19 protein-coding genes are annotated in these 14,668 nt (G+C 68.6%); 18 read left to right on the forward strand and 1 reads right to left on the reverse strand.

Going from position 1 to position 14,668, the window contains the following annotated elements:
• The first annotated feature begins 14 nt into the window (after positions 1–14).
• The 15 genes from rplF to truA all read left to right on the forward strand — a co-directional run bounded on the left by rplF (position 15) and on the right by truA (position 10,077).
• Positions 15–554 (forward strand): 50S ribosomal protein L6, encoded by a 540-nt coding sequence (rplF, locus tag DEP02_RS01125; RefSeq protein WP_112465422.1) that lies wholly within the window; start codon positions 15–17, stop codon positions 552–554.
• Positions 555–557: 3 nt separating this feature from the next.
• Entirely contained in the window at positions 558–941 is a 384-nt protein-coding gene (gene rplR, locus DEP02_RS01130) for a 50S ribosomal protein L18 (protein ID WP_112465423.1), read from the forward strand.
• Positions 942–981: 40 nt separating this feature from the next.
• Positions 982–1,587: a 30S ribosomal protein S5 gene (gene rpsE / locus DEP02_RS01135; RefSeq protein ID WP_112465424.1), complete on the forward strand. Its 606-nt coding sequence runs from the start codon at positions 982–984 to the stop codon at positions 1,585–1,587.
• A gap of 2 nt (positions 1,588–1,589) precedes the next feature.
• Positions 1,590–1,772, forward strand: a complete 183-nt coding sequence (gene rpmD / locus DEP02_RS01140) for a 50S ribosomal protein L30 (RefSeq protein WP_073951480.1) — start codon at positions 1,590–1,592, stop codon at positions 1,770–1,772.
• A gap of 2 nt (positions 1,773–1,774) precedes the next feature.
• A complete protein-coding gene (gene rplO / locus DEP02_RS01145; protein WP_112465425.1) occupies positions 1,775–2,230 on the forward strand; it encodes a 50S ribosomal protein L15 in 456 nt (151 codons plus the stop codon).
• A 181-nt stretch (positions 2,231–2,411) separates the two neighbouring features.
• Positions 2,412–3,725: a preprotein translocase subunit SecY gene (gene secY, locus DEP02_RS01150; RefSeq protein WP_112465426.1), complete on the forward strand. Its 1,314-nt coding sequence runs from the start codon at positions 2,412–2,414 to the stop codon at positions 3,723–3,725.
• The gene (locus DEP02_RS01155) at positions 3,725–4,375 is read left to right on the forward strand and encodes an adenylate kinase (RefSeq protein WP_112465427.1); all 651 of its coding nucleotides are present in this window, start codon (positions 3,725–3,727) and stop codon (positions 4,373–4,375) included. The genes secY and DEP02_RS01155 overlap by 1 nt, the downstream gene beginning before the upstream one ends.
• Positions 4,376–4,617: 242 nt before the next feature.
• Positions 4,618–5,454, forward strand: a complete 837-nt coding sequence (gene map, locus DEP02_RS01160; RefSeq protein WP_112465428.1) for a type I methionyl aminopeptidase — start codon at positions 4,618–4,620, stop codon at positions 5,452–5,454.
• Between the two features lie 241 nt (positions 5,455–5,695).
• Positions 5,696–5,917: a translation initiation factor IF-1 gene (gene infA, locus DEP02_RS01165; RefSeq protein ID WP_003948620.1), complete on the forward strand. Its 222-nt coding sequence runs from the start codon at positions 5,696–5,698 to the stop codon at positions 5,915–5,917.
• A gap of 77 nt (positions 5,918–5,994) precedes the next feature.
• A complete protein-coding gene (rpmJ, locus tag DEP02_RS01170) occupies positions 5,995–6,108 on the forward strand; it encodes a 50S ribosomal protein L36 (RefSeq protein WP_003998809.1) in 114 nt (37 codons plus the stop codon).
• 217 nt (positions 6,109–6,325) lie between these two features.
• On the forward strand, positions 6,326–6,706 hold the full coding sequence (gene rpsM / locus DEP02_RS01175) for a 30S ribosomal protein S13 (RefSeq protein WP_112465429.1): 381 nt from the start codon (positions 6,326–6,328) through the stop codon (positions 6,704–6,706).
• A 69-nt stretch (positions 6,707–6,775) separates the two neighbouring features.
• The gene (gene rpsK / locus DEP02_RS01180) at positions 6,776–7,180 is read left to right on the forward strand and encodes a 30S ribosomal protein S11 (RefSeq protein WP_003956432.1); all 405 of its coding nucleotides are present in this window, start codon (positions 6,776–6,778) and stop codon (positions 7,178–7,180) included.
• A gap of 153 nt (positions 7,181–7,333) precedes the next feature.
• Entirely contained in the window at positions 7,334–8,356 is a 1,023-nt protein-coding gene (locus DEP02_RS01185) for a DNA-directed RNA polymerase subunit alpha (RefSeq protein ID WP_112465430.1), read from the forward strand.
• A 180-nt stretch (positions 8,357–8,536) separates the two neighbouring features.
• Positions 8,537–9,094 (forward strand): 50S ribosomal protein L17, encoded by a 558-nt coding sequence (gene rplQ, locus DEP02_RS01190; RefSeq protein ID WP_112465431.1) that lies wholly within the window; start codon positions 8,537–8,539, stop codon positions 9,092–9,094.
• Positions 9,095–9,189: 95 nt separating this feature from the next.
• Positions 9,190–10,077 carry a tRNA pseudouridine(38-40) synthase TruA gene (gene truA / locus DEP02_RS01195; protein ID WP_112465432.1) on the forward strand — a complete coding sequence of 296 codons (888 nt, stop codon included), beginning with the start codon at positions 9,190–9,192 and terminating at the stop codon, positions 10,075–10,077.
• A 46-nt stretch (positions 10,078–10,123) separates the two neighbouring features.
• On the opposite strand, the gene DEP02_RS01200 is transcribed toward truA, so the two are convergent.
• Entirely contained in the window at positions 10,124–10,996 is an 873-nt protein-coding gene (locus DEP02_RS01200; RefSeq protein WP_112465433.1) for a hypothetical protein, read from the reverse strand.
• An 892-nt stretch (positions 10,997–11,888) separates the two neighbouring features.
• Between DEP02_RS01200 and rplM the strand changes: the two genes are divergently transcribed.
• From rplM to glmM, 3 genes are all read left to right on the forward strand, one after another.
• Entirely contained in the window at positions 11,889–12,332 is a 444-nt protein-coding gene (gene rplM / locus DEP02_RS01205) for a 50S ribosomal protein L13 (RefSeq protein ID WP_112465434.1), read from the forward strand.
• A 42-nt stretch (positions 12,333–12,374) separates the two neighbouring features.
• Positions 12,375–12,887: a 30S ribosomal protein S9 gene (rpsI, locus tag DEP02_RS01210; RefSeq protein WP_112465435.1), complete on the forward strand. Its 513-nt coding sequence runs from the start codon at positions 12,375–12,377 to the stop codon at positions 12,885–12,887.
• A gap of 190 nt (positions 12,888–13,077) precedes the next feature.
• Complete coding sequence (gene glmM, locus DEP02_RS01215; RefSeq protein ID WP_112465436.1) at positions 13,078–14,436, forward strand: phosphoglucosamine mutase; 1,359 nt, start codon at positions 13,078–13,080, stop codon at positions 14,434–14,436.
• Positions 14,437–14,668: the final 232 nt, after the last annotated feature.

Below are 14,668 nucleotides of genomic sequence, written 5' to 3' on the forward strand. Positions count from 1 at the left end.
CGGAGGAAACAGCTATGTCGCGCATCGGCAAGCTCCCCATCGCGGTTCCCGCCGGCGTGGACGTCACCATCGACGGCCGCACGGTCTCGGTCAAGGGCCCCAAGGGCGAGCTGACCCACACCGTCGTCGAGCCGATCGGGATCGTCAAGGGCGAGGACGGCACCCTGCAGGTGACCCGTCCCGACGACGAGCGTCAGAACAAGGCCCTGCACGGCCTGTCCCGCACGCTGGTGGCGAACATGATCACCGGCGTGACCCAGGGTTACGTGAAGAAGCTCGAGATCAGCGGTGTCGGTTACCGCGTGCAGGCCAAGGGCTCGAACCTGGAGTTCGCGCTCGGCTACAGCCACCCGGTCACCGTCGAGGCGCCCGAGGGCATCACCTTCAAGGTGGAGACCCCGACCCGCTTCTCGGTCGAGGGCATCGACAAGCAGAAGGTCGGCGAGATCGCGGCCAACATCCGCAAGCTGCGCAAGCCCGACCCGTACAAGGCCAAGGGCGTCAAGTACGAGGGCGAAGTCATCCGCCGCAAGGTCGGAAAGGCGGGCAAGTAAGCCATGGCATACGGGCAGAAGATCCTCAAGGGCGACGCCTACAAGCGCGCCGCGATCAAGCGCCGTCACATCCGGATCCGCAAGAAGGTGTCCGGTACGGCGGAGCGTCCCCGTCTGGTCGTGACCCGCTCCAACCGCCACATCGTGGCGCAGGTGATCGACGACCTCAAGGGCCACACCCTGGCGTCGGCGTCCACCCTGGACGGCTCGATCCGCGGTGGCGAGGGCGACAAGTCCGCGCAGGCCAAGCAGGTCGGCGCCCTGGTCGCCGAGCGTGCCAAGGCCGCCGGTGTCGAGGCTGTCGTGTTCGACCGTGGTGGCAACCAGTACGCCGGGCGCATCGCCGCCCTGGCGGACGCCGCCCGCGAAGCCGGCCTCAGGTTCTGAGCCGGTTCCGAGCTAGCGGAAACAGAGAGAGGTAATTCCAATGGCTGGACCCCAGCGCCGCGGTGGCGGTGCCGGTGGCGGCGAGCGGCGGGACCGGAGGGGCCGTGACGGCGGCGCAGCTGCCGCCGAGAAGACCGCGTACGTCGAGCGCGTCGTCGCGATCAACCGTGTCGCCAAGGTTGTGAAGGGTGGTCGTCGCTTCAGCTTCACCGCGCTGGTCGTGGTGGGCGACGGTGACGGCACCGTGGGTGTCGGATACGGCAAGGCCAAGGAGGTGCCGGCCGCCATCGCCAAGGGTGTGGAGGAGGCCAAGAAGCACTTCTTCAAGGTTCCCCGGATCCAGGGCACCATCCCGCACCCCATCCAGGGTGAGAAGGCTGCCGGCATCGTGCTGCTCAAGCCCGCCTCCCCGGGTACCGGCGTGATCGCCGGTGGTCCGGTGCGTGCCGTGCTCGAGTGCGCCGGTATCCACGACGTGCTGTCGAAGTCGCTCGGCTCCGACAACCAGATCAACATCGTGCACGCCACCGTGGAGGCTCTCAAGGGCCTGCAGCGTCCCGAGGAGATCGCGGCCCGCCGTGGTCTGCCGCTGGAGGACGTGGCCCCCGCGGCCCTGCTGCGTGCGCGTGCCGGGGCGGGTGCGTAATCGTGGCGCAGCTCAAGATCACGCAGGTCAAGTCCTACATCGGCAGCAAGCAGAACCACCGTGACACCCTGCGTACGCTCGGGCTCAAGAAGCTCGGCGACGTGGTCGTCAAGGAGGACCGTCCCGAGTTCCGCGGCATGGTGCACACCGTCCGCCACCTCGTGACGGTCGAGGAGGTCGACTGATCATGGCGGAGCAGAACCCGCTGAAGATCCACAACCTCCGTCCCGCCCCCGGCGCCAAGACCGCCAAGACCCGTGTCGGTCGTGGTGAGGCGTCGAAGGGTAAGACGGCCGGTCGTGGTACCAAGGGCACCAAGGCCCGCAACCAGGTTCCGGAGAGCTTCGAGGGCGGCCAGATGCCGCTGCACATGAGGCTCCCGAAGCTGAAGGGCTTCAACAACCCGTTCAAGACCGAGTACCAGGTCGTCAACCTCGACAAGCTGGCCGCGCTCTACCCCGAGGGCGGCGAGGTCACGGTCGAGGGCCTGGTGGCCAAGGGCGCCGTTCGCAAGAACAGCCTCGTCAAGGTCCTCGGCCAGGGCGAGGTCTCCGTGGCGCTGCAGGTGACGGTCGACGCCGTCTCCGGCTCCGCCAAGGAGAAGATCACCGCCGCCGGCGGTACCGTCACCGAGCTCGTCTGACACCCTCGGACGTTTCGATGACATGAGCGATCCCGACCGGGGATACCTCACAATGAGGTATCCCCGGTTGGTCGTTCCACGGGGGGCAGTGTCGCCGGTAAGGTGGCCTGCACCGTTCTTTTCCGTCGAACCTCAAGACCGTCACCCTTGACGCACTTGCGCGGGGGTCGCAGGAGGCACCGTGCTCACCGGCTTCGCCCGGGCGTTCAGGACGCCCGACCTGCGCAAGAAGCTGCTCTTCACACTCGGCATCATTGTGGTGTTCCGTATCGGTACCCACATCCCGATTCCCGGCGTCAACTACCAGGCCGTCCAGCAGTGCGTGAAGGAGGCCTCGGGCAACCAGGGCCTCTTCGGCCTGGTGAACATGTTCAGCGGCGGCGCGCTGCTGCAGATCACGATCTTCGCGCTGGGCATCATGCCGTACATCACGGCGAGCATCATCCTGCAGCTGCTGACCGTGGTGATCCCGCGGCTGGAGGCCCTCAAGAAGGAGGGCCAGGCCGGCACGGCGAAGATCACCCAGTACACCCGTTACCTGACGGTGGCGCTCGCCGTCCTGCAGGGCACCGGCCTGGTGGCCACCGCCCGCAGCGGCGCCCTGTTCTCCGGGTGCACTGCCGCGGGCAACATCGTCCCGGACCAGTCGATCTACAACACGATCGTCATGGTGATCGTCATGACCGCCGGTACGACCGTGGTCATGTGGCTGGGCGAGCTCATCACCGACCGCGGTATCGGCAACGGCATGTCGATCCTGATGTTCATCTCGATCGCCGCGACCTTCCCGTCCGCGCTGTGGGCCATCAAGAAGCAGGGCAAGCTCGCCGACGGCTGGATCGAATTCGGCACCGTCATGCTCGTCGGGTTCGTCATGGTCGGCCTGGTCGTCTTCGTCGAGCAGGCCCAGCGACGCATCCCGGTGCAGTACGCCAAGCGCATGATCGGCCGCCGCTCCTACGGCGGGACGTCGACGTACATCCCGCTCAAGGTGAACCAGGCGGGTGTGATCCCCGTCATCTTCGCGTCGTCGCTGCTCTACATCCCGGCACTGGTCGCCCAGTTCTCCGGGGGCAACTCGGGGTGGAAGACCTGGATCCAGCAGAACCTGGTGAAGGGCGATCACCCGATTTACATCACGATGTACTTCTTGCTCATCGTGTTCTTCGCGTTCTTCTACGTGGCGATCTCCTTCAACCCCGAGGAAGTCGCCGACAACATGAAGAAGTATGGTGGCTTCATCCCGGGCATCCGGGCTGGCCGACCGACCGCTGAGTACCTCTCGTACGTGCTCAACCGGATCACCTGGCCGGGTTCGCTGTATCTGGGACTGATCGCTCTCGTGCCGACGATGGCGTTGGTCGGGTTCGGTGCAAACCAGAACTTCCCCTTCGGCGGGACCAGCATCCTGATCATCGTGGGTGTCGGTCTCGAGACGGTGAAGCAGATCGAGAGCCAACTCCAGCAGCGCAATTACGAAGGGTTCCTCCGCTGATGCGAATCGTCCTCGTCGGACCGCCTGGTGCGGGCAAAGGAACACAGGCCACACGCCTAGCGGAGAAGCTGCGCGTACCGCACGTCTCCACGGGCGACCTGTTCCGCGCCAACATCAGCCGGCAGACGGAGCTCGGCAAGCTCGCGAAGTCCTACATGGACGCCGGCAACCTGGTGCCCGACGAGGTCACCATCGCCATGGCCAAGGACCGCATGGAGCAGCCGGACGCCGAGAGCGGCTTCCTGCTGGACGGCTTCCCGCGCAATGTCGCGCAGGCCGAGGCGCTGGACGAGCTGCTGCGGACCGAGGGCATCGAGCTGGACGCGGTGCTGGACCTCGAGGTGCCCGAGGAGGAGATCGTCAAGCGGATCGCCGGTCGGCGGACCTGCCGCAAGGACTCGGCGCACGTGTTCCACGTGACGTACAGCCCGCCGGAGAAAGAAGGCGTCTGCGACGTCTGCGGCGGGGAGCTGTACCAGCGGGACGACGACGCGGAGGGGACCGTCCGCAAGCGGCTGGAGGTCTACCACACGCAGACCGAGCCGATCATCGACTACTACAAGGCGCAGGGGCTCGTCGTGACGATCTCCTCGCTGGGGCCGGTGGACGAGATCACGCGGAGGGCGCTGGAGGCGCTCAAGCGCGGTTAGCCGCGCTGCTCGGCCGTGGTCGGCCGCGGTTCCCTGCGGGGGCCGCGGCCGACGTGTGCACGGCGTCGGTGCGGCCGTCCCGGGGGGCTGCGCCCCCGGACCCCCGCATCGGCCTGAACGGCCTCGCCCTCAAACTCCCCCGAGCTCTTCGGGCAGGGAGCGCCCCCACGGGCCGGGTTTCGCCGCCCCTTATTGTTGAAGGTGTCCGTCCTCTTCCCGGTCCGAGAAAGGCCGTAGCCCCCATGGTGCAGATCAAGTCCCCCGAGCAGATCGCCAAGATGCGTGCGGCGGGGCTGGTCGTCGCCGCCATTCACACGGCCACCCGGAAGGCGGCCGTGCCCGGGGCGACCACCAAGGACCTGGACCGGGCGGCGCGCAAGGTGCTCGCGGAGCACAACGCCAAGCCGAACTTCCTCGGCTACGGCGGCTTCCCGGCGACGATCTGCACCTCCGTGAACGAGGTCGTCGTCCACGGCATCCCCTCCGACGACATCGTCCTGAAGGACGGCGACGTCATCTCCGTCGACTGCGGCGCGATCGTCGACGGCTGGCACGGCGACGCGGCCTACACCGCCTTCGTGGGGTCAGGACACGCCCCGGAGCTGGTCGAGCTCTCCCGGGTGACCGAGGAGTCGATGTGGGCCGGCATCGCGGCGATGAAGCAGGGCAACCGCCTGGTCGACATCTCGCGGGCCATCGAGACGTACATCCGCCGCCAGCCGAAGCCGGGCGGCGGCCGTTACGGGATCATCGAGGACTACGGCGGCCACGGCATCGGCACCGAGATGCACATGGACCCGCACCTGCTGAACTACGTCGACCGCCGCCGCGGCAAGGGCCCCCGGCTGGTCCCCGGCTTCTGCCTCGCCATCGAGCCGATGGTCTCCCTCGGCACCCCGAAGACCCGGGTCCTGGAGGATGACTGGACGGTCATCACCACGGACGGCACCTGGTCCTCCCACTGGGAGCACTCGGTCGCTCTGACGCCCGAGGGTCCTCTGGTCCTGACGGCCCCTGACGGGGGCAAGGCGAAGCTGGCCGAGTACGGCATCACGGCGGCACCGGACCCACTGGCCTGACGGCGGCCCGGGCGACGCGACGACCGTCGGCCGGCCGGAGAGCGGTGTCAAGAACCGGACGGCATCATGACGGCACCGGGTCCCTTGCATAAAGATCTCCGGTGTGGGGCAGGCTTTCTCGATTCGTGTTTCGTGGAGCGCTGACGTAGACTGACTCGTCGGCTCTTGTGCGCCCGCATGCCTGTGTACAGGACGCGGTGCGGCGAGAGTCGATCAAGGTAGTCGATTCGAAGGGCGAAGCGTGGCCAAGAAGCAAGGTGCCATCGAGATCGAGGGCACTGTCGTCGAGTCTCTGCCGAACGCCATGTTCAAGGTCGAGCTCCAGAACGGCCACCAGGTCCTGGCACACATCAGCGGCAAGATGCGCATGCACTACATCCGCATCCTCCCTGACGACCGGGTCGTGGTGGAGCTGTCTCCGTACGACCTGACGCGTGGCCGGATCGTCTACCGGTACAAGTAGATCTGCCCGCACCCCATCCGTGGGGTGCGCATTCCGCTCCGGCGGGATGGTGGCACTGACCCGGAGAACCTCATCCCATGAAGGTCAAGCCGAGCGTCAAGAAGATCTGCGACAAGTGCAGGGTGATCCGCCGTCACGGCCGGGTCATGGTCATCTGCGAGAACCCGCGCCACAAGCAGCGCCAGGGCTGACGCACGACCGACCGCACCCTCTGCACCGCCATCGCAGGGATTCGCGCGACGCAAGCTGAATATGTTCATACGCAGGACCCGAGCGGAGTTCGTCCGTTCGACACCCCCGGTTCGGAGGCCGGGGACCCGGTTCGTACCAAATCCTTGGAACAGAGGAGGACGGCGGGCTGGGAGCCGGTCCTGTGGAAGACCTCCGAAGATCAACTGGAGCCATTGAATGGCACGCGTATCCGGTGTTGACATCCCGCGCGACAAGCGCGTGGAGGTCGCTCTCACCTACGTGTTCGGCATCGGCCGGACCCTGTCCCAGCAGACGCTGGCCGCCACCGGCATCGACCCGGACACCCGCGTCCGCGAGCTGTCCGAAGAGCAGCTCGTCGCGATCCGTGAGTACGTCGACAACAACATCAAGACCGAGGGTGACCTCCGTCGCGAGATCCAGGCCGACATCCGCCGCAAGGTCGAGATCGGTACGTACCAGGGTCTGCGGCACCGCCGCGGTCTGCCCGTCCGCGGTCAGCGCACCAGCACCAACGCCCGTACCCGCAAGGGCCCGCGTCGCGCCATCGCCGGCAAGAAGAAGCCGGGCAAGAAGTAGTCCGCAGCGACACTCGCCGTCCAGCGGTCTTCGCTGTAGGACCGACCACCTCCCACAGGAGTTTCAGACATGCCCCCCAAGGGACGTCAGGGCGCTGCCAAGAAGGTGCGCCGCAAGGAAAAGAAGAACGTCGCTCACGGCCACGCCCACATCAAGAGCACGTTCAACAACACCATCGTTTCGATCACCGACCCGTCCGGCAACGTGATCTCCTGGGCCTCCGCCGGCCACGTCGGCTTCAAGGGCTCCCGGAAGTCCACGCCGTTCGCCGCGCAGATGGCCGCCGAGTCGGCCGCCCGCCGCGCCCAGGAGCACGGCATGCGCAAGGTCGACGTGTTCGTCAAGGGTCCGGGCTCCGGCCGTGAGACCGCCATCCGTTCGCTGCAGGCGACCGGTCTCGAGGTCGGCTCCATCCAGGACGTCACCCCGACCCCCCACAACGGCTGCCGTCCGCCGAAGCGCCGCCGCGTCTGACGCGTTCGCCGCTTCACGGCAGTGGGTGTCCGGGCGGTACGGTCCGTATACGGGTCGTACCGCCCGTACCCTTGCAGTACCCGCACCCTGTCCGGTGCGGTCTGGTCGGGCGTCATATAGCGGGCGCCCACGACTGAAGGATCTGATCCACACATGCTGATCGCTCAGCGCCCCTCGCTGACCGAAGAGGTCGTCGACGAGTTCCGCTCCCGGTTCGTGATCGAGCCGCTGGAGCCGGGCTTCGGCTACACCCTCGGCAACTCCCTGCGTCGTACGCTCCTCTCCTCGATCCCGGGTGCGGCGGTCACGTCCATCCGCATCGACGGCGTTCTGCACGAGTTCACCACCGTGCCGGGCGTCAAGGAGGACGTCACCGACCTGATCCTCAACATCAAGCAGCTGGTCGTCTCCTCCGAGCACGACGAGCCCGTGGTGATGTACCTGCGCAAGCAGGGCCCGGGTCTGGTCACCGCCGCCGACATCGCGCCCCCGGCCGGTGTCGAGGTGCACAACCCCGACCTCGTCCTCGCCGCGCTCAACGGCAAGGGCAAGCTGGAGATGGAGCTGACCGTCGAGCGCGGTCGCGGCTACGTCTCCGCCGTGCAGAACAAGCAGGTGGGCCAGGAGATCGGCCGTATCCCGGTCGACTCGATCTACTCGCCGGTGCTGAAGGTCACGTACAAGGTCGAGGCCACGCGTGTCGAGCAGCGCACCGACTTCGACAAGCTGATCGTCGACGTCGAGACCAAGCAGGCGATGCGTCCGCGTGACGCCATGGCCTCCGCCGGCAAGACCCTGGTCGAGCTGTTCGGTCTCGCCCGCGAGCTGAACATCGACGCCGAGGGCATCGACATGGGCCCGTCCCCGACGGACGCCGCGCTCGCCGCCGACCTCGCTCTGCCGATCGAGGAGCTCGAGCTCACCGTTCGGTCGTACAACTGCCTCAAGCGTGAGGGCATCCACTCCGTGGGTGAGCTCGTCGCCCGCTCCGAGGCCGACCTCCTCGACATTCGCAACTTCGGTGCGAAGTCCATCGACGAGGTCAAGGCGAAGCTGGCGGGGATGGGACTTGCCCTCAAAGATTCACCTCCCGGATTCGACCCGACCGCCGCGGCGGACGCGTTCGGCGCGGACGACGACGCGGATGCCGGATTCGTAGAGACCGAGCAGTACTGAGCGCTCCGCGGGGAGGCCGTACTGCGTCTGCGGGCCGGTTGTGGCTGGTCGCGCAGTTCCCCGCGCCCCTTCCGGGAGCGCCCCTTCGGGGCCGCTCCCGGATCTCCGATGGGCAACCGCCTGCTCGGATACTGACCCCGGTACCTGATACGGCCGGGGCAGACACACAGGAGAAGAACCATGCCGAAGCCCGCCAAGGGTGCCCGTATGGGCGGCAGCCCCGCGCACGAGAAGCTGATGCTCGCGAACCTCGCGAAGTCGCTGTTCGAGCACGGCCGCATCACCACCACCGAGGCGAAGGCCCGCCGCCTGCGCCCGTACGCCGAGCGTCTGATCACCAAGGCGAAGAAGGGCGACCTTCACAACCGCCGTCAGGTGCTCCAGGTCATCACGGACAAGGGCATCGTCCACACGCTCTTCACCGAGATCGGCCCGCGGTACGAGAACCGTCCCGGTGGCTACACCCGTATCACCAAGATCGGCAACCGCCGTGGCGACAACGCGCCCATGGCTGTCATCGAGCTGGTCGAGGCGCTGACGGTGCAGCAGAAGGCCGTGGGTGAGGCCGAGGCCGCCACCAAGCGTGCGGTCAAGGAGGCCGAGGCCAAGGCGGAGGAGCCGAAGGCCGAGGAGACCAAGGCCGAGGAGGCCAAGGCCGAGGAGACCAAGGCCGAGGAGGCCCCGGTCGAGGACGCCAAGGCCGAGGAGTCCAAGGACGAGGAGTCCAAGGACGCCTGAGCGGTACGCCCTCGTGCTTGAGAGCGGGTCCGCCCCCTGCGGGGCGGGCCCGCTTTCGCGTACGCGCGTGTTCGCGCACCTGAGAGGATCTGTACGTGAGTGACGAAGTGCAGCCCGGTTGTGTCCGTGTCCGTCTCGACCTGTCGTACGACGGCACCGACTTCCACGGCTGGGCCAAGCAGGCCGGCGGCCGGCGGACCGTGCAGGGCGAGATCGAGGACGCGCTGCGTACGGTCACGCGGTCGACGGAGACGTACGAGCTGACCGTGGCCGGGCGCACCGACGCCGGGGTGCACGCGCGGGGGCAGGTGGCCCACGTGGATCTGCCCGAGCAGGTGTGGCGCGAGCACCACGAGAAGCTGCTCAAGCGGCTCGCCGGGCGGCTGCCCCGGGACGTGCGCGTGTGGGCCCTGCGCCCCGCGCCCAGCGGCTTCAACGCCCGTTTCTCCGCCGTCTGGCGCCGCTACGCCTACCGCGTCACCGACAACCCCGGCGGCGTCGACCCGCTGCTGCGGAACCACGTCCTCTGGCACGACTGGCCGCTCGACGTCGACGCCATGAACGAGGCCGCCCAGCGACTCCTGGGCGAGCACGACTTCGCCGCGTACTGCAAGAAGCGCGAGGGCGCGACCACGATCCGTACGCTCCAGGAGCTGAACCTTCGGCGGGGGGACGACGGGATCGTCACCGCCACCGTCCGGGCCGACGCGTTCTGCCACAACATGGTGCGCTCGCTCATCGGCGCGCTGCTGTTCGTGGGGGACGGGCACCGCACGCCCGACTGGCCCGGAAAGGTCCTGGCCGCGGGCGTACGGGACTCCGCCGTGCACGTCGTACGGCCGCACGGGCTGACCCTGGAGGAGGTCGGCTACCCGGCCGACGAGCTGCTGGCCGCGCGCAGCCGCGAGGCGCGCAACAAGCGGTCGCTGCCGGCGGCGGGCTGCTGCCGAGAGGGCCGAGAGGGCCCGGGTGACCGCACGTGACGGTACGGATTCGGCCCGGCGGGGGAGGAGCGGGGAGGGTGACGGCCTACTGGTTGGCCGCCGCCGACGCCTGGGCCTCACCGCGGCGGCTGATCTGCTGGAACGCGAACTGGGCGAGGTCGTCGCCGGCCCGGAAGACCTTGGTGTCCTCGGTCGTGACGCTCTTGCCGTTGGTGAAACCGGTGAGGGTGAAGTAGGCGTAGCGGCCCAGGGAGTTGGTCGTGGAGCGGCAGACCGCGCCGTTGCAGAAGGCCTTGACGCCGTCGCCGGACAGCGGCTTGATGATGCTCTTCTTGTCGGTCTCGCCCCTGGCCTTGGCCGCCTGTGCCTCGGTGTCGAAGACGGCGATGCCGATGGTCACCGCGATGCCGTCCTTGCTGTAGGTGGCGCGCAGCAGGCGGGTGCAGCCGTTGCCGGTGAGGGCCTTGGGGAGCGTGCCCTGGGCGGCGGTGGCGCAGTTCTTGGTGTCGTCCGTCAGGCCCTTCTTGTACACGTTCTCGCCCATGGTCAGCTGGGTGCCGGGAAAGAGCGTGTCGGGGCTGAGCGGGGCCGTGTCCTTCTTCGCGCTGGATATGAACTCCTTCGGATCCAGCGGGGGCGGGGCGCTGGTGGGGGCGAAGGAGGGCGTGGCGGACTCGCTCGGCAGGGTGGCGGGCAGCTGGGAGGACGCCCGGCCCGGGGCGTTGCTGTCGCTGCTGGCCGACACCATGCTCATGGCGACGGCCGTGGCGATCCCGGCGACGGCCAGCACGCCACCGCCGATGAACAGCACCCGGCGTCTCTTGTGCCGCGTCTCCGAGGCCTCGGCGAGCGCGGCCCAGTCCGGAGTCTGGCCGTCGCTCCCGCTGCTCCACGGCTGCTGAGAATTCGGTTTCCAGGGATCCCACTGGGACTGCGAGCCCCCCTGCCCATAACTCATGGGCCGCATCTTAGACGGGGGTTGGGGGGTGCTGGTGCGCCTGGGGCGGGCTGGGGACGGGCCTTCGGTGCAGGGCGGGACAAAGCGACGCGCCCTTCGGGGGAGGCCGCCGAAAAAAGGTTCGCCCGGGCGCACTCCGGTTCCGGGGCGGTGGGGCGGCGGGGCGGAGCGGTACGGCGGACGGCCGCGAGCCGGCGGCCGGGTCCTGCGGCCCCCGGGTCGGCCGGGGGCGTGGTTCGTGAGCGGGTGGTGTTGTTTCGGGGCTGGGCGGTGTCTCGTGGCCCGTCCTGGGGGTATGGGGGTACCGTTCCTGGGCAGTGAGCGGGAGTGAGTCCGCGCACTGGCACGCCCCGAACGGTTGTGGGCGCGCTGGTCGTCCCCCGCGACTCTCCCCCAGAGGGGGCGCCCCCAGGCACCGCACCCGGCGTCCCAGATCGCACGGCAGCGCTGCCCCGGCCGGCCCAGCACACCGCAAGCCCGGAAGCCGACCATCACACGATCGAGCTAAACCAGCCTTATACACGCTCCTTGGCGAGCAGCTGCCAACCCCCTGCTCGGGAGAGCTCGGGGGAGAGCGGGGGCGAGGCGGTTCGGGCCGCCGCGGGGAGCCGGGGCGGCGGTCTCCGGGGCGGGCGGCGTAGACTGGGCGCGGAACACGCAGGATCTGTATGGGCGCCCCCGTTTTGACCCCCGGAGGGCGCTGCGGGTATTCTGCGGTTTCGTTGTGTATTGGCTTGCTCATTCTCACGGGACGGGCCCTTACACCGGTCCACCGGGCCGATGACCAGCGACCAGCACGCGGTTTGCGTCACCGTAGTGCGGCCAAGGCTGTCGTGATCGTCTTTGGTGACCTTGTCAGGACCACTCACTGAAGAAGCGAAGGCTACGAACCGTGCGTACGTACAGCCCCAAGCCCGGCGACATCACGCGCCAGTGGCATGTCATTGACGCCCAGGACGTAGTCCTGGGCCGCCTGGCGTCCACCGCCGCCACCCTTCTGCGGGGCAAGCACAAGCCGATCTACGCGCCGCACGTCGACGCTGGTGACTTCGTCATCATCATCAACGCCGACAAGGTGCACCTCTCCGGCAACAAGCGGACCCAGAAGCTGGCGTACCGCCACTCCGGCTACCCGGGCGGTCTGCGTTCCATCCGCTACGACGAGCTGCTGGAGAAGAGCCCGGAGAAGGCCGTCGAGAAGGCCGTCAAGGGCATGCTCCCCAAGAACTCCCTGGGCCGTCAGATGCTCTCGAAGCTGAAGGTCTACAAGGGTGACCAGCACCCGCACGCCGCGCAGCAGCCGGTGCCGTTCGAGATCACCCAGGTCGCGCAGTAAGTCCGGCCACCCCCTAAGACTGAAGAGAAGCTGAGGAGAATCGTGGCCGAGACCACTGCCGAGCAGCCGCTCGAAGAGCTTGACATCGACAGCTACACCACCGAGTCCGAGGTCCCCGTCGAGGGCGAGTACACCTCGGAGTCCATGGCCTCCCGTTTCGGCGAGCCGCAGCCGGCCGCCGGCCTGGGCCGCCGCAAGGTCGCCATCGCCCGCGTCCGGATCATTCCGGGCACCGGCAAGTGGAAGATCAACGGTCGCACCCTCGAGGACTACTTCCCGAACAAGGTGCACCAGCAGGAAGTCAACGAGCCCTTCAAGGTGCTGGAGCTCGAGGGCCGCTACGACGTCGTCGCCCGTATCGCCGGTGGCGGTGTCTCCGGTCAGGCCGGGGCCCTCCGCCTCGGTGTCGCCCGTGCGCTGAACGAGGCCGACGTCGACAACAACCGCGGCCCGCTGAAGAAGGCCGGCTTCCTCCGTCGCGACGACCGTGCGGTCGAGCGCAAGAAGGCCGGTCTGAAGAAGGCCCGTAAGGCCCCGCAGTACAGCAAGCGCTGATCCCAGGCGCCCCTGCACGTACTCCGAACGCCCCGGCGGCACGCCCACTGTGCCCCCGGGGCGTTCGTATATCACAGGGCTTGGGCGTATAACGGCACAAGCTGCTCAAAGGCTGGTGCGATCGGATGCCGGGGGCGTCGAATGCCATAATCCAGCATCTTTTCGAAACGATGCTTCTCCAGGAGGACAAGTGGGACGACTCTTCGGCACGGACGGCGTGCGTGGCGTCGCCAACGCGGACCTGACCGCCGAGCTGGCGCTCGGCCTCTCCGTCGCCGCTGCGCACGTGCTGGCCGAGGCGGGCACCTTCGAAGGCCACAGGCCGACCGCGGTGGTGGGGCGGGACCCGCGCGCGTCCGGGGAGTTCCTGGAGGCGGCCGTGGTCGCCGGCCTGGCGAGCGCGGGCGTGGACGTGCTGCGGGTCGGCGTGCTGCCGACGCCGGCGGTGGCGTACCTGACCGGTGCGCTCGGCGCCGACCTGGGCGTGATGCTGTCGGCCAGCCACAACGCCATGCCGGACAACGGCATCAAGTTCTTCGCCCGCGGCGGTCACAAGCTCGCCGACGAGCTGGAGGACCGTATCGAGGCGGTCTACGAGGAGCATCGCACCGGCGCGCCCTGGGACCGTCCCACGGGTGCGGGCGTGGGCCGCGTACGCGACTACGACGAGGGCTTCGACAAGTACGTCGCTCACCTCGTCGACGTCCTGCCGAACCGGATCGACGGCCTGCGGATCGTCCTGGACGAGGCGCACGGCGCCGCCTTCGGCGTCTCGCCGGAGGCCTTCCGGCGGGCCGGTGCCGAGGTCGTCACCATCGGCGCGGGGCCGAACGGCCTCAACATCAACGACGGCTGCGGCTCCACCCACCTCGAACAGCTCAAAGCGGCCGTGGTCGAGCACGGCGCCGACTTCGGCATCGCGCACGACGGCGACGCCGACCGCTGCCTGGCCGTGGACCACACCGGTGAGGAGATCGACGGCGACCAGATCCTGTCGGTGCTCGCGCTGGCGATGCGGGAGCGTTCCGCGCTGCGCTGCGACACCGTTGTCGCGACCGTGATGTCGAACCTGGGCTTCAAGCTGGCCATGGAGCGCGAGGGCATCCACCTCGTGCAGACCGCCGTCGGCGACCGGTACGTCCTGGAGGAGATGAAGGGCAAGGGCTACGCCCTCGGCGGCGAGCAGTCCGGCCACGTCATCATCCTCGACCACGCCACCACCGGCGACGGCACGCTGACCGGTCTGATGCTGGCGGCCCGGGTCGCCGAGACCGGCCGTACGCTGCGGGACCTGGCCTCCGTGATGGAGCGCCTGCCGCAGGTCCTCATCAACGTCCCGGACGTGGACAAGTCCCGGGTGAAGACCTCGGCCGACCTGGCGGCCGCGGTCACCGAGGCGGAGCGGGAGCTGGGGGAGACCGGACGGGTGCTGCTGCGTTCGTCCGGAACCGAGCCGCTGGTCCGGGTCATGGTCGAGGCCGCGGACATCGACCAGGCCCGCTCGGTGGCGAGCCGCCTGGCGGACGCGGTGAAGTCGGCGCTCGGTTGACCGTCGCGGGGTCGGTCGGTGGCCGGTCGGCGGTCGGCCGGCCGGTGGGCGAGTCGGCGGCCGGGTTCGGCCCGCGGCCGACTGCCCGGGGAGGAGCGAGACCGGCTCCCCGAGGAGGGGGCAGGACGGCCTCCCCGAGGAGGGCGCGAGACGAGCTGCCAGAGGCCGCGGCGTTGGGCCGGTCCGTGGTCGGCCGTACGGCCGGGGCCGGGCGTACGGCCGACCACGGACC

It is taken from the genome of Streptomyces triticisoli, assembly GCF_003270085.1.
Taxonomy (GTDB): Bacteria; Actinomycetota; Actinomycetes; order Streptomycetales; family Streptomycetaceae; genus Streptomyces; species Streptomyces triticisoli.

What these genes read in the sequence shown, in the direction of transcription:
- DEP02_RS01185 (WP_112465430.1), top strand. Translation starts at nt 7,334, where the DNA reads ATGCTGATCGCTCAGCGCCCCTCGCTGACCGAAGAGGTCGTCGACGAG.
- DEP02_RS01200 (WP_112465433.1), bottom strand. Translation starts at nt 10,996, where the DNA reads ATGAGTTATGGGCAGGGGGGCTCGCAGTCCCAGTGGGATCCCTGGAAA.
- rplF (WP_112465422.1), top strand. Translation starts at nt 15, where the DNA reads ATGTCGCGCATCGGCAAGCTCCCCATCGCGGTTCCCGCCGGCGTGGAC.
- rplQ (WP_112465431.1), top strand. Translation starts at nt 8,537, where the DNA reads ATGCCGAAGCCCGCCAAGGGTGCCCGTATGGGCGGCAGCCCCGCGCAC.
- rpsE (WP_112465424.1), top strand. Translation starts at nt 982, where the DNA reads ATGGCTGGACCCCAGCGCCGCGGTGGCGGTGCCGGTGGCGGCGAGCGG.
- rpmJ (WP_003998809.1), top strand. Translation starts at nt 5,995, where the DNA reads ATGAAGGTCAAGCCGAGCGTCAAGAAGATCTGCGACAAGTGCAGGGTG.
- map (WP_112465428.1), top strand. Translation starts at nt 4,618, where the DNA reads ATGGTGCAGATCAAGTCCCCCGAGCAGATCGCCAAGATGCGTGCGGCG.
- rpsK (WP_003956432.1), top strand. Translation starts at nt 6,776, where the DNA reads ATGCCCCCCAAGGGACGTCAGGGCGCTGCCAAGAAGGTGCGCCGCAAG.
- rplR (WP_112465423.1), top strand. Translation starts at nt 558, where the DNA reads ATGGCATACGGGCAGAAGATCCTCAAGGGCGACGCCTACAAGCGCGCC.
- rplO (WP_112465425.1), top strand. Translation starts at nt 1,775, where the DNA reads ATGGCGGAGCAGAACCCGCTGAAGATCCACAACCTCCGTCCCGCCCCC.
- DEP02_RS01155 (WP_112465427.1), top strand. Translation starts at nt 3,725, where the DNA reads ATGCGAATCGTCCTCGTCGGACCGCCTGGTGCGGGCAAAGGAACACAG.
- rpsM (WP_112465429.1), top strand. Translation starts at nt 6,326, where the DNA reads ATGGCACGCGTATCCGGTGTTGACATCCCGCGCGACAAGCGCGTGGAG.